This window comes from Salmonella sp. 2018103 (genome assembly GCF_026247685.1).
Classification (GTDB): Bacteria; Pseudomonadota; Gammaproteobacteria; order Enterobacterales; family Enterobacteriaceae; genus Salmonella; species Salmonella enterica.
In genome coordinates this window covers 3,382,754-3,394,237 of sequence record NZ_CP111029.1, presented here as the reverse complement: position 1 = coordinate 3,394,237, position 11,484 = coordinate 3,382,754, and the positions used below count along the sequence as shown (strand labels likewise).

At 52.4% G+C, this 11,484-nt stretch carries 14 protein-coding genes; 11 read left to right on the top strand and 3 right to left on the bottom strand.

Annotated features, from left to right (window positions below; all coding sequences use genetic code 11):
• The first annotated feature begins 48 nt into the window (after window positions 1-48).
• The 5 genes from OLG56_RS16550 to adrA all read left to right on the top strand — a co-directional run bounded on the left by OLG56_RS16550 (window position 49) and on the right by adrA (window position 4,576).
• Complete coding sequence (locus OLG56_RS16550) at window positions 49-762, top strand: extensin-like domain-containing protein (protein WP_000480786.1); 714 nt, start codon at window positions 49-51, stop codon at window positions 760-762.
• 168 nt (window positions 763-930) lie between these two features.
• Entirely contained in the window at window positions 931-2,142 is a 1,212-nt protein-coding gene (locus OLG56_RS16545) for a multidrug efflux MFS transporter (RefSeq protein ID WP_000446772.1), read from the top strand.
• A 296-nt stretch (window positions 2,143-2,438) separates the two neighbouring features.
• On the top strand, window positions 2,439-2,699 hold the full coding sequence (gene iraP, locus OLG56_RS16540; RefSeq protein WP_001518423.1) for an anti-adapter protein IraP: 261 nt from the start codon (window positions 2,439-2,441) through the stop codon (window positions 2,697-2,699).
• A 352-nt stretch (window positions 2,700-3,051) separates the two neighbouring features.
• Window positions 3,052-3,372 (top strand): phosphate starvation-inducible protein PsiF, encoded by a 321-nt coding sequence (psiF, locus tag OLG56_RS16535; protein ID WP_000705162.1) that lies wholly within the window; start codon window positions 3,052-3,054, stop codon window positions 3,370-3,372.
• A 91-nt stretch (window positions 3,373-3,463) separates the two neighbouring features.
• The gene (gene adrA, locus OLG56_RS16530) at window positions 3,464-4,576 is read left to right on the top strand and encodes a diguanylate cyclase AdrA (protein WP_079980912.1); all 1,113 of its coding nucleotides are present in this window, start codon (window positions 3,464-3,466) and stop codon (window positions 4,574-4,576) included.
• 14 nt (window positions 4,577-4,590) lie between these two features.
• Here adrA and proC read toward each other — a convergent pair whose 3' ends face one another.
• Entirely contained in the window at window positions 4,591-5,400 is an 810-nt protein-coding gene (proC, locus tag OLG56_RS16525; RefSeq protein WP_000412193.1) for a pyrroline-5-carboxylate reductase, read from the bottom strand.
• 139 nt (window positions 5,401-5,539) lie between these two features.
• Between proC and OLG56_RS16520 the strand changes: the two genes are divergently transcribed.
• The 5 genes from OLG56_RS16520 (at window position 5,540) to ppnP (ending at window position 8,226) form a co-directional block, all read left to right on the top strand.
• A complete protein-coding gene (locus tag OLG56_RS16520; protein WP_000158137.1) occupies window positions 5,540-5,995 on the top strand; it encodes a YaiI/YqxD family protein in 456 nt (151 codons plus the stop codon).
• Between the two features lie 184 nt (window positions 5,996-6,179).
• Complete coding sequence (gene aroL, locus OLG56_RS16515) at window positions 6,180-6,725, top strand: shikimate kinase AroL (RefSeq protein WP_017441687.1); 546 nt, start codon at window positions 6,180-6,182, stop codon at window positions 6,723-6,725.
• A gap of 26 nt (window positions 6,726-6,751) precedes the next feature.
• The gene (gene yaiA / locus OLG56_RS16510; RefSeq protein WP_001143161.1) at window positions 6,752-6,943 is read left to right on the top strand and encodes a protein YaiA; all 192 of its coding nucleotides are present in this window, start codon (window positions 6,752-6,754) and stop codon (window positions 6,941-6,943) included.
• A gap of 250 nt (window positions 6,944-7,193) precedes the next feature.
• Window positions 7,194-7,871 (top strand): AroM family protein, encoded by a 678-nt coding sequence (locus tag OLG56_RS16505; protein ID WP_001276437.1) that lies wholly within the window; start codon window positions 7,194-7,196, stop codon window positions 7,869-7,871.
• Between the two features lie 70 nt (window positions 7,872-7,941).
• Entirely contained in the window at window positions 7,942-8,226 is a 285-nt protein-coding gene (gene ppnP / locus OLG56_RS16500; protein ID WP_000941953.1) for a pyrimidine/purine nucleoside phosphorylase, read from the top strand.
• Window positions 8,227-8,263: 37 nt separating this feature from the next.
• Here ppnP and rdgC read toward each other — a convergent pair whose 3' ends face one another.
• Window positions 8,264-9,175: a recombination-associated protein RdgC gene (gene rdgC / locus OLG56_RS16495; protein WP_000964305.1), complete on the bottom strand. Its 912-nt coding sequence runs from the start codon at window positions 9,173-9,175 to the stop codon at window positions 8,264-8,266.
• 125 nt (window positions 9,176-9,300) lie between these two features.
• Here rdgC and mak point away from each other — a divergent pair, with 125 nt between their 5' ends.
• A complete protein-coding gene (gene mak, locus OLG56_RS16490) occupies window positions 9,301-10,209 on the top strand; it encodes a fructokinase (protein WP_001219279.1) in 909 nt (302 codons plus the stop codon).
• Window positions 10,210-10,228: 19 nt separating this feature from the next.
• Here mak and araJ read toward each other — a convergent pair whose 3' ends face one another.
• Window positions 10,229-11,401 carry an MFS transporter AraJ gene (gene araJ / locus OLG56_RS16485; protein WP_061377235.1) on the bottom strand — a complete coding sequence of 391 codons (1,173 nt, stop codon included), beginning with the start codon at window positions 11,399-11,401 and terminating at the stop codon, window positions 10,229-10,231.
• Window positions 11,402-11,484: the final 83 nt, after the last annotated feature.

Below are 11,484 nucleotides of genomic sequence, written 5' to 3'. Positions count from 1 at the left end.
CGTATACATTACCACGACAAAACGCGGGTTTCGCGGGCTTCTGCCATAATGTTTATGGGATGTGAGAACGGAGGCCGCGTGAGAGGTAAGGGTTTTCTGATTATTGTGCTGTTGGGCGGCATTGGCGGACTGGGATATCGTTATCTTCCCTCTTATTATAATCCTTTTGCTCCGCTACAACTTGCCGATCCGCCAGGCTGGATCACTACCTTCAAACTACAGCGCCTTACGCTGTCGCAGTGCCGGGAGCTTTTGACGGCGGCCAATCAACAGGGATTAATTTCATCACAACCTGTTGCGGATAGCACTGGTGAATGTCCCTTGTCCCATGTTGTGCGCGTCAGAGATTTTGGCCAGGTCAAACTGAGCAGCAGTTTTTTAGCCTCCTGCCCGTTGGCGCTGCGCTCCGCGCTGTTTGTCGAACAGCAGGCAAAACCTTTAACAGAAACGTGGATGAAGCGCCGCCTGACCCGCATCGAACATCTGGGCAGCTATGCCTGCCGTAATATTTATCACCGCCCGGATGCGCGTCGCAGTGAACATGCCAGCGCAGAAGCGCTGGATGTCAGCGGGTTTCAGCTATCGGATGGCCGAAAAATCACTGTTCTGCGCGGCTGGGGGCGTGAGGAGACGGGGCCCTGGTTACGCGCTATGTTAAACGCCAGTTGCCATTATTATGGCAATGGACTCGGGCCTGACTATAACGCTGCTCATGCTAACCATTTTCATCTTGGAATGCGGGGCTACGGCGTGTGTCGTTAAAGCATAAACGTCTGCCTTGCGCGGCTATATAATGTGATATGTTTCACAAAAATGATGAACGGGGAGACAAAATAGCAAAGTGTGACGTATCGCACCTCTGGAACCACCAGGAAAATGAGAGCTTGCTAAGCTAACGCGTATTTTCAGCTACTTACCGTTACGAGTCTTATGGAATCCTGGAAAGTTAATCTAATTTCCGTTTGGTTTGGATGCTTTTTTACCGGGCTGGCAATCAGCCAAATCCTGCCATTTTTACCCCTTTATATTTCCCAGCTTGGCGTCTCTTCCCATGAAGCGTTATCAATGTGGTCCGGGTTAACGTTTAGCATCACGTTTCTTATTTCCGCCATTGTGTCGCCGATGTGGGGCAGTCTCGCCGATCGTAAAGGGCGTAAACTGATGCTATTGCGCGCGTCGCTCGGGATGGCGATAGCTATTCTACTGCAGGCATTCGCGACCCATGTCTGGCAACTTTTCCTGCTGCGCGGAATCATGGGGTTAACGTCAGGCTATATCCCCAATGCCATGGCGCTGGTAGCCTCTCAGGTACCGCGCGAACGTAGCGGCTGGGCGCTCAGTACGCTTTCTACCGCGCAAATCAGCGGCGTTATCGGCGGGCCGTTAATGGGCGGCTTTGTCGCGGATCATATCGGGCTGCGGGCGGTATTTCTGATTACCGCCATGCTGTTGGTGGTGAGCTTTCTGGTCACGCTATTTTTAATTAAAGAAGGCGTACGTCCGGTCATCAGGAAAAGCGAACGCCTGAGCGGTAAAGCCGTTTTTGCGTCGTTACCTTATCCTGCGCTGGTGATCAGTTTGTTTTTTACCACGATGGTCATTCAACTCTGTAATGGTTCCATCAGTCCAATCCTGGCGCTGTTTATCAAATCAATGATGCCGGACAGTAATAACATCGCCTTTCTTAGCGGGTTAATTGCCTCGGTGCCCGGTATCTCCGCGCTTATCTCCGCGCCTCGCCTGGGAAAACTTGGCGACAGAATCGGCACGGAAAGAATTCTGATGGCCACGCTTATCTGCGCAGTGCTGCTTTTCTTCGCGATGTCCTGGGTCACCACGCCGTTCCAGTTGGGGCTGTTGCGTTTCTTGTTAGGCTTTGCCGATGGCGCGATGTTACCCGCCGTACAAACGTTATTGGTGAAATACTCCAGCGATCAAATTACCGGACGTATTTTTGGTTACAACCAGTCATTTATGTACCTGGGCAACGTGGTTGGGCCGTTGATGGGCGCGACGGTATCGGCGATGGCCGGTTTCCGCTGGGTTTTTATCGCTACGGCGGCGATCGTGTTGATCAATATTGGGCAACTGACCCTGGCGTTACGTCGTCGGCGTAACGCGCAAAAAGCGAAAGGCCAATAGCGGTGCATCGTAACGGCGCTTCTGCCGTTACGATATGGTTTAAATTAAAAGATATATTCTTTATCCGTGAAGTTTTTCTATAGATGGCATAACCTTAAATTATGATATAGCGTGATTATTGTTTTTTGATGGTTTATTATCGTCTCGTTTTCGGTCTGAGAAACGTTTCGCTGCGGCGACAGTGATAATTATTTGTGTAAAGTTCTTCCTGTATCATAAAAATAGTACTTTCAGCCTCTAGGCAGTGGTTCTTCATAGTGATAACGTCACCCTGGAACTAATAAGGAAATATGGTCATGAAAAATCTCATAGCAGAGTTGTTGCTTAAGCTAGCCCAAAAAGAAGAAGAGTCGAAAGAACTGGTTGCTCAGGTAGAAGCGTTAGAGATTATCGTCACAGCAATGTTACGTAACATGGCGCAAAACGAGCAGGAGATGTTGATACGTCAGGTAGAGGGGGCACTTGAAGGCGTAAAGCCGGATGCCAGCGTTCCTGATCACGATACGGAATTGCTGCGCCAATATGTAAAAAAGTTGCTGAGACACCCCCGGCACTAATCGTATTTAAAACAACACAGTTGTTATAACGTTACTTTTATAAAATAGCCCTGGCCGCTTCGTTTTTATTTTGCTCTGTATTAACCAGAAGAAAATAAAAACGAAGCGGCTATGGTAATAACAGTGTAACGCTATGCGCTGTTCTTCTGCATCCTGCCAGTGTGACTGTGGATAATCGAATTGCACATTAGCCTACGGTTTGTCAATCAATAAAACATCTATTGCTCACGGTAAGTAATACTTTTACAGCCGGGTGGTATTTTTGCCAGTAACAGCCAGACTTATATAAAGTCCCTGGGATATTTCCCAAAGGGACAACGTGTAATGTGTACACTGACAAAAGGATGGTGCTATGAAAATAACATTACTGGTGACTTTACTTTTTGGCCTGGTCTTTTTAACCGCCGTCGGCGCAACCGAGAAACCGTTAACGCCGCAACAGCAGCGCATGACGACCTGTAATCAGCAGGCGACAGCGCAAGCGTTGAAAGGCGATGCGCGTAAAACCTACCTTAGCGACTGCTTGAAAAATAGTAAGTCAGCCCCTGGCGAGAAAAGCCTGACGCCGCAACAGCAGAAAATGCGTGAATGCAATGTTCAGGCGACGGAACAATCCCTGAAAGGCGATGACCGTAGCAAGTTTATGAGCGCCTGCCTGAAAAAAGCGGCGTAGTGCTATCGGGTGAGCCCTGAAAAACACTCACCCGAAATTTCATACTCCCTCCATGCGCTCTGTTTCTATAATTTGGGAAAATTGTTTCTAAATGTTCCCAAAAATAATGAATGATGAAAATTTTTACCGAAAAGCGGTTGAACAGGCGGTAGCGCCGCCTGACTCTCCTGATGATCGTCAGCGCTCCGGGTTGCGCTTCGCCCGGCGCATCAGGCTACCGCGCGCGGTGGGGTTAGGGGGGATGTTTTTACCGGTGGCCGCCGTGTTAGTGACGCAACCTGTCTTTGGCGGCTGGTGGCTGTTGCTGGTCGGCTGGTCTTTTGTCTGGCCGCATCTGGCGTGGCAGTGGTCGGCGAAAGCCCTTGATCCGCTACGTCAGGAAATTTACAACCTGAAAGTGGATGCGATCCTCTCCGGCATGTGGATCGCGCTGATGGGCGTCAATATGTTGCCTGCCGCCGCGCTGTTTATGATGATGAGCATGAATCTGATGGGGGCTGGCGGGCGGCGGCTATTCACTGCCGGAATGGGGCTTTTGCTGGCGTCATGTCTGGTGACGTTGCAGCTTACCGGGCTACCCGTCGCGATGCGAAGCTCGTCGCTGGAAGTTACGCTCTCTTTGCCCGTCATTATGTTGTATCCGCTTCTGTTCGCCTGGGTAAGTTACCAAACGGCCATTAAATTAGCGGAACATAAGCGACGCTTGCAGGCGATGAGCTCGCGGGATGGCATGACCGGCGTCTATAACCGACGCCACTGGGAAATTTTATTACGTAATGAATTCGATCACAGCCGACGCCACCATCGGGAGGCGACATTGTTGATTATCGACATCGATCATTTTAAGAGCATTAACGACACCTGGGGACATGATGTTGGGGATGAGGCTATTATCGCCCTGACGCGTCAATTACAGATAACGCTACGCGGGAGTGATATTATCGGGCGCTTTGGCGGCGACGAATTTGCGGTGATTATGTGCGGAACGCCGGCAGACAGCGCGATTACCGCCATGTCGCGAGTGCATGAACGGCTAAATACCTTACGCTTGCCGGGCGCGCCGCAGGTCATGTTACGTATCAGCGTGGGCGTGGCGCCGTTAACGCCACAAATCGGTCATTATCGGGAATGGCTAAAGTCTGCGGATATGGCGCTTTATAAAGCAAAGAATGCCGGACGTAACCGCACCGAAGTGGCGGCATGACGTCCAGCCGGGCCTCAGGATTTACTGAGCGCCTCTGATTTTTCCATACACTTCGTCATCGCTTCTATTACCGCAGCGCGGAAGCCACGTTCTTCCAGAACGCGTACGGCTTCAATCGTCGTTCCGCCAGGCGAGCACACCATATCTTTCAGTTCGCCGGGATGTTTTCCGGTTTCGAGTACCATTTTCGCCGATCCCATGACGGCCTGCGCGGCGAATTTATAAGCCTGAGCGCGAGGCATACCGCCCAGAACGGCAGCGTCCGCCATCGCCTCGATAAACATAAAGACATAGGCCGGCGAAGATCCGCTCACGCCAACCACCGGATGGATCATCGGCTCAGCAATCACTTCCGCCTCGCCAAAGCAGCGGAAAATATTCAGCACATCAGCCGTATCTTCCGGTGTGACCAGCGCGTTTGGCGTGACGGAGGTCATTCCTGCGTTGACCAGCGACGGCGTATTCGGCATAGCGCGAATGATTTTACGGTCGTGTCCCAGCGCGCGCGCAAGCTGATCAAGCGTTACGCCTGCGGCGATAGAGACCACCAGCGAGTCTTTGTTCAGGCTGGAGGAGATTTCACTGAGCACTTTCACCATAATGCCCGGTTTTACCGCGCCGAAAACGATATCCGCGACCTGAGCGACCTCCTGCGCGCTTTGCGCCGCATTAATGCCGTACTGGTCATGCAGGGCGGCAACTTTATCGGGGGAGGGGGTGTAGACCCAGATCTGACCGGGAAGTACCTGACCGCTGGCAATCAGTCCGCCAAGAATAGCCTTGCCCATATTACCGCAGCCAATAAAACCGATTTTCTTCTCCATCTCGTCACTCCCTATGTTTGTGTGTTATGGGGAATGGTTAGCTTAACGCGGATTGAAAACGGGCAGAAGGAGAAACAGCACTTTGATGAAAGGCAAAAGCGCGAGACAATAAAAGATTGTATACCGTACGGGAGACATTATGACCATCTGGGTGGATGCGGATGCGTGTCCGAATGTCATTAAAGAAATTTTGTACCGCGCCGCCGAGCGGATGCAGTTGCCGCTTATTCTGGTTGCCAATCAGGCCTTGCGCGTGCCGCCTTCGCGTTTTATCCGCACGCTCCGCGTGGCCGCCGGGTTTGACGTGGCGGACAATGAAATTGTGCGTCAATGCGAAGCGGGCGATCTGGTGATTACCGCAGATATTCCGCTGGCGGCTGAAGTGCTGGAAAAAGGCGCTGCGGCTCTTAATCCCCGGGGAGAACGCTATAGCGACGCCACGATTCGCGAACGTCTGACGATGCGTGACTTTATGGACACGCTACGCGCCAGCGGCGTACAAACGGGGGGACCAAACACTCTCTCGCCGCGCGATCGTCAGCATTTTGCCGCCGAGCTGGATAAGTGGTGGCTGGAAAGCCAGCGTAAAAAATAAATCGTGTAATGAATAATTTACAGTTTATTCATTTCTGATTCTTGCTATAGTACTAATATTGTGACTTTAGTACTTTAATGTAAATTATTGTTTACATTTATGCGTTGTACTAGTTAGATGATATGATTATAACATTGCTGATATCAAATCCTGCGTATGCGCAGTTCCTGGGGGAACGCCTGCTATGATGCAACCTCTTTATCTTGTTGGCCCGCGGGGCTGTGGGAAAACCACCATCGGTATGGCGCTGGCGCAGGCAACCGGTTTCCGGTTTGCAGATACCGACCGCTGGCTGCAATCGCACGTGCAGATGAGCGTCGCTGATATCGTTGAAAAAGAAGGCTGGGGAGGGTTCCGCGCTCGGGAAACCGCGGCCCTGGAGGCGGTAAGCGCGCCTTCGACTGTCGTGGCGACGGGAGGCGGTATTATTCTCACGGAGTATAACCGACGTTATATGCACCATGTTGGCGTAGTGATTTATCTGTGCGCGCCGGTATCCACGCTGGTTAACCGGCTTGAGGCTGAACCTGAAGCGGATCTGCGCCCGACCCTCACCGGCAAGCCGTTGAGCGAAGAGGTTCGGGAAGTGCTTGAGCAGCGTGACGCGTTGTATCGCGAAACGGCGCATTACATTATTGACGCGACGAAAACGCCGGCCCAGGTCGTTTCTGAAATTATTGCGGCGTTGCCGCCGTCGACGCAACGGTTACAGGGAGATGTCTATACTTAACGCTCACCCAGAATAAAGGAAACGCTATGCCAACCAGACCACCTTATCCGCGGGAAGCTTATATCGTCACCATTGAAAAAGGCACGCCGGGCCAGACGGTGACGTGGTATCAGCTACGGGCTGACCATCCGAAACCTGATTCGCTCATCAGCGAGCATCCGACCGCAGAAGAAGCGATGGATGCGAAAAAACGTTACGAAGATCCGGATAAATCATAGACGCATGAACCACTCGGAAGGGATTCCGGGTACCCCTAAATTGTATCTCCATCACATTCTTGAAACATTTATACTGGCAACTAAAACCGTAAATTAAGCGATAACAATACAATATTGGAATTATTTGGAATCTTTACACAATACGTTGCTCATCTGCTGCTACGCTTTCTGAGATTTGTAGGGCAGGTAGCGCGGTGAGCGTGTGAATATTTGCCCGGGAATTACGACGAAGTAATAAGGTGGAATAAAAATGAGTGCGTCGTTGGCAATCCTCACAATCGGCGTTGTGCCAATGAGCGAAGTGTTACCGCTTCTGACGGAATACATCGACGAACAACACATCACCCATCATAGCCTGCTGGGAAAAATGAGCCGGGAAGACGTTATGGCGGATTACGCTGTAGAGCCTGGCGACGATCCGCTTTTGACGTTGCTGAATGATAACCAGATAGCCCATGTTTCCCGCCAGAAGGTGGAGCGAGATTTACAGAGCGTTGTCGAGGTGCTGGATAACCAGGGTTATGACGTCATTATACTGATGAGCACCGCGGCGATTAAAAGTATGGCAGCTCGTAATTCTATTTTGCTTGAACCGCTGCGTATTATTCCACCGCTTGTCGCCTCTATTGTGGATGGGCATCAGGTGGGCGTGATTGTGCCTGTTGCAGAACTTCTGGCGGCCCAGGAGAAAAAATGGCAGGTATTGCAAATGCCGCCGGTGTATTCACTGGCGAATCCGGTTCACGGTTCTGAGCAACAGTTAATTGATGCCGGACAGGCGCTACTGGATCAAGGCGCGGACGTCATTATGCTGGATTGTCTGGGTTTTCATCAGCGTCATCGGGATATTTTACAGCAGGCGCTGGATGTGCCGGTTTTACTCTCTAATGTTTTGATTGCGCGGTTAGCTTCAGAACTGCTTGTCTAATTTTACGTGACAGGCCGAACGTCAGGACTCTATATTGGGTGTTAATTTAATAATGAGACGGGGCCTGATTATGCTACAAAGCAATGAATACTTTTCCGGGAAAGTGAAGTCTATTGGATTTACCAGCAGTAGCACCGGCCGGGCCAGCGTTGGTGTGATGGCGGAAGGGGAGTATACCTTTGGCACCGCCGAACCCGAAGAGATGACGGTTGTGAGCGGCGCGTTGAAGGTACTGTTGCCGGGAACTGTCGAATGGAAAGTGTATACAGCCGGTGAGGTGTTTAACGTGCCTGGCCACAGCGAGTTTCATCTACAGGTCGCTGAGCCCACCTCGTATCTGTGCCGCTATTTGTAACGGTGAGTCCCCTCTCCGGCGGAGAGGGACCCTCTGGTTAGCGCTGCGCTTCGCCGCCTAATCCTTCCACCAGGCTTTGAATCAGCGCCGCCAGCTCGCCGGTCATCAGGATAAAGTCCGCGTCAAAACGTTGGGCAAAATCTTCCCGGTCGATATCTTCGTTCTGATCGCGCAGCTCATCGCAGAATTTCAGACGCTTAATGGAGCCGTCGTCGCACATGACGAATTGAATACGCTGCTGCCAGTCGAGCGCCAGCTTCGTGACCACTTTACCCGCTTCAATATGAACGGCGATCTCGTCGCTGACCAGATCCTGCTTTTTCGCGCGGATCACGCCGCCATCTTCCAGCATCGCTTTCAATTCGGCTTCGTCCAGCAACTGGAAACCCTGAGCGACCGTACCGGAGCGCACCCACTCGGTGAGCGTCAGCTCAATCGGGTTTTCCAGCGCCAGCGGGACGACCGGCAGCGAGCCAAGACTTTTACGCAGTAGCGCCAAAGTATCTTCCGCTTTTTTCGCGCTGGCGCAGTCAACCATAATCAGGCCGTTAACGGTATCAATCCACATCATTGTCTGACTGAAGCGGCTAAACGCGCGCGGCAGCAACGAATGCAACACTTCATCCTTCAGGGAATCTTTTTCCGTCTTCTTCAGCTTGCGTCCCTGATCGGCTTCCAGTTTCTGGATTTTCGCCTCCAGAGCCTGTTTGATCACTGGCGATGGCAGGATTTTCTCTTCTTTGCGCGCGCAAATAATAATTTGGCCATTGGCGGTGTGCGTTAACGCATCGCTGTGAGAGCCCATCGGCGGAACCCAGCCCATTTTGGCCATATCCTGGCTACCGCATGGGGTAAACGTCATTGAGGCGAGCTGTTTCTCCATCTCTTCGGCGCGTAATGTGATATCGCGGCTAAGACGGTAAACCATTAAATTTTTGAACCACAGCATGATAATTTCCACGGCCTTGTCGTTAAATCCAGGCGGTATAGTAACGAATTGTCGGCAGGCTTGCATTGCCAATCAGAACGGTGAATTCTACCCTGTTGATATTCCCAAAAAATGAGGAGCGGTATGTGCGTATTGGTATCGATTTAGGCGGCACAAAAACGGAAGTCATTGCGCTTGATGATGCAGGAGAGCAGCGGTTTCGCCATCGTCTGCCTACGCCGCGGGAGGATTATCAGCAAACGATAGAAACCATCGCTACGCTGGTCGATATGGCGGAACAGGCGACCGGCCAGACCGGTAGCGTCGGCATTGGCATTCCCGGTTCTCTCTCGCCTTACACCGGCGTGGTAAAAAACGCTAACTCTACGTGGCTTAACGGCCAGCCGTTCGATAGCGATGTGAGCCGTCGTCTGAAACGTGAAGTGCGGTTAGCCAACGATGCCAATTGCCTGGCGGTATCAGAGGCGGTAGATGGCGCGGCTGCGGGGGCGCAAACGGTATTTGCGGTGATTATCGGTACCGGGTGCGGCGCGGGCGTAGCGCTAAATGGCCGGGCGCACATCGGCGGCAACGGTACGGCAGGCGAATGGGGCCACAATCCGTTGCCGTGGATGGATGACGATGAGTTGCGTTACCGCGAAGAAATTCCCTGTTATTGCGGTAAACAAGGCTGTATCGAAACCTTTATTTCCGGTACGGGATTTGCCACGGATTACCAGCGTTTGAGCGGTAACACGCTAAAAGGCGATGAGATTATTCGTCTGGTCGACGCGCAGGACGCCGTGGCGGAACTGGCGTTAAGCCGTTATGAGCTGCGGCTGGCGAAAGCATTATCTCATGTCGTGAATATTCTGGATCCGGATGTCATTGTGCTGGGCGGCGGTATGAGCAATGTTGAGCGCCTGTACAAGACGGTTCCGTCGCTGATGAAATCGTTTGTTTTTGGCGGCGAGTGCGAGACGCCGGTACGTAAGGCGCGGCATGGCGATTCGAGCGGCGTGCGCGGCGCGGCCTGGCTGTGGCCGCTGGCGTAACGCTTCTAGCCGGATGGTGTCATCCGGCAACCGGCGTGACCGATGGCTGCTTGTGTTTTAGACGTCCGTATACCAGCAACGACGACATGGCGGAAAACGAGAGCAGGGCGGCGGGAAGCGCCACGTAGTGGTACGCAAAACCTAGCGTCAGCATCAGTCCGCCGCACCAGGCGCCAATCGCGCTACCGAGATTAAACGCGATTTGTCCTCCTGCCGCGCCCAGCAGTTCGCCGCCTTTGGCGTTTTGCAGTAGCAGTATTTGCAGCGGCGCAGAGAGCGCAAACAGACCAGCGCAGCAGATAAACGCGAAAGTCAGCGATGCCGTTTTGTATCCGCTGAAGAAAAAGAGCGCCATGAGAGAGAGCACGATAACGAGGTCAGTCACTACCGCGATGCGCAGTGGAGTATATCTGCCGGAGAGTTTGCCGCTTAACAGATTGCCTAACACCATCCCCAGCCCGACCAGCATCATAATAAACGTCATGCTCGCCTCCGAAAAACCGGAGATGTACATCATAAATGGCTTGATATAGCTGAACCAGGCAAAAACGCCCGCATTGCTGAACATCGTGGCGGCGAAAATGAGCCACGGCGCGGGGCTACGCAAGAAGTGGAACTGCTCGCGCAGGCTGCCTTGGGCTTTGTCGCGAATATCCGGCACCCAGAAGAAAATCGCGGTGAGCACGGCGATGTTGAAAACCGCGATCAATAAAAAGGTGTAGCGCCAGCTAAATTCCTGGCTCAGGTAAGTGCCGACCGGAATGCCCACCAGATTCGCCACCGTCATCCCTGAAACCATACCCGCGACGGCGGCAGTGACCTTCCCGGGGCGGGTAATCTTTGACAAGACAATGGCGCCGACGCCAAAAAAGGCGCCGTGCGGAAAGCCGGAAACCAGTCTGCCGACGGCGAGCATCAGATATGACGAGGAAAAGGTAAATATGGCATTGCCCATCACGCACAGCGTGACCAGAAACAGCAGTATATGTTTAAGCGAAAAGCGGCTGGAAAAGAGCGCCATAACAGGCGCGCCCAGCACGACGCCGAAGGCGTAAAACGAGATCATATGCCCGGCGGCGGGAATCGTTATTCCGACATCGCGTGCCAGCTCCGTCAGCACGCCCATAATGCCAAACTCGGCCATCCCCAGTCCGAACGTACCCAGCGCCAAAGAAAAAATAACTTTTTTCATACCACCTGCCGAAAATAAAGGCGCATGTTGCGCGCTGTGGCTGTGAATTGTCACAGCCAATCAACGTATAGCTTGCGGATAAG

Excerpts from the sequence above, each read along its gene's own strand:
- OLG56_RS16550 (WP_000480786.1), top strand. The coding sequence starts at position 49 with ATGTTTATGGGATGTGAGAACGGAGGCCGCGTGAGAGGTAAGGGTTTT.
- OLG56_RS16545 (WP_000446772.1), top strand. The coding sequence starts at position 931 with ATGGAATCCTGGAAAGTTAATCTAATTTCCGTTTGGTTTGGATGCTTT.
- iraP (WP_001518423.1), top strand. The coding sequence starts at position 2,439 with ATGAAAAATCTCATAGCAGAGTTGTTGCTTAAGCTAGCCCAAAAAGAA.
- psiF (WP_000705162.1), top strand. The coding sequence starts at position 3,052 with ATGAAAATAACATTACTGGTGACTTTACTTTTTGGCCTGGTCTTTTTA.
- adrA (WP_079980912.1), top strand. The coding sequence starts at position 3,464 with ATGTTCCCAAAAATAATGAATGATGAAAATTTTTACCGAAAAGCGGTT.
- proC (WP_000412193.1), bottom strand. The coding sequence starts at position 5,400 with ATGGAGAAGAAAATCGGTTTTATTGGCTGCGGTAATATGGGCAAGGCT.
- OLG56_RS16520 (WP_000158137.1), top strand. The coding sequence starts at position 5,540 with ATGACCATCTGGGTGGATGCGGATGCGTGTCCGAATGTCATTAAAGAA.
- aroL (WP_017441687.1), top strand. The coding sequence starts at position 6,180 with ATGATGCAACCTCTTTATCTTGTTGGCCCGCGGGGCTGTGGGAAAACC.
- yaiA (WP_001143161.1), top strand. The coding sequence starts at position 6,752 with ATGCCAACCAGACCACCTTATCCGCGGGAAGCTTATATCGTCACCATT.
- OLG56_RS16505 (WP_001276437.1), top strand. The coding sequence starts at position 7,194 with ATGAGTGCGTCGTTGGCAATCCTCACAATCGGCGTTGTGCCAATGAGC.
- ppnP (WP_000941953.1), top strand. The coding sequence starts at position 7,942 with ATGCTACAAAGCAATGAATACTTTTCCGGGAAAGTGAAGTCTATTGGA.
- rdgC (WP_000964305.1), bottom strand. The coding sequence starts at position 9,175 with ATGCTGTGGTTCAAAAATTTAATGGTTTACCGTCTTAGCCGCGATATC.
- araJ (WP_061377235.1), bottom strand. The coding sequence starts at position 11,401 with ATGAAAAAAGTTATTTTTTCTTTGGCGCTGGGTACGTTCGGACTGGGG.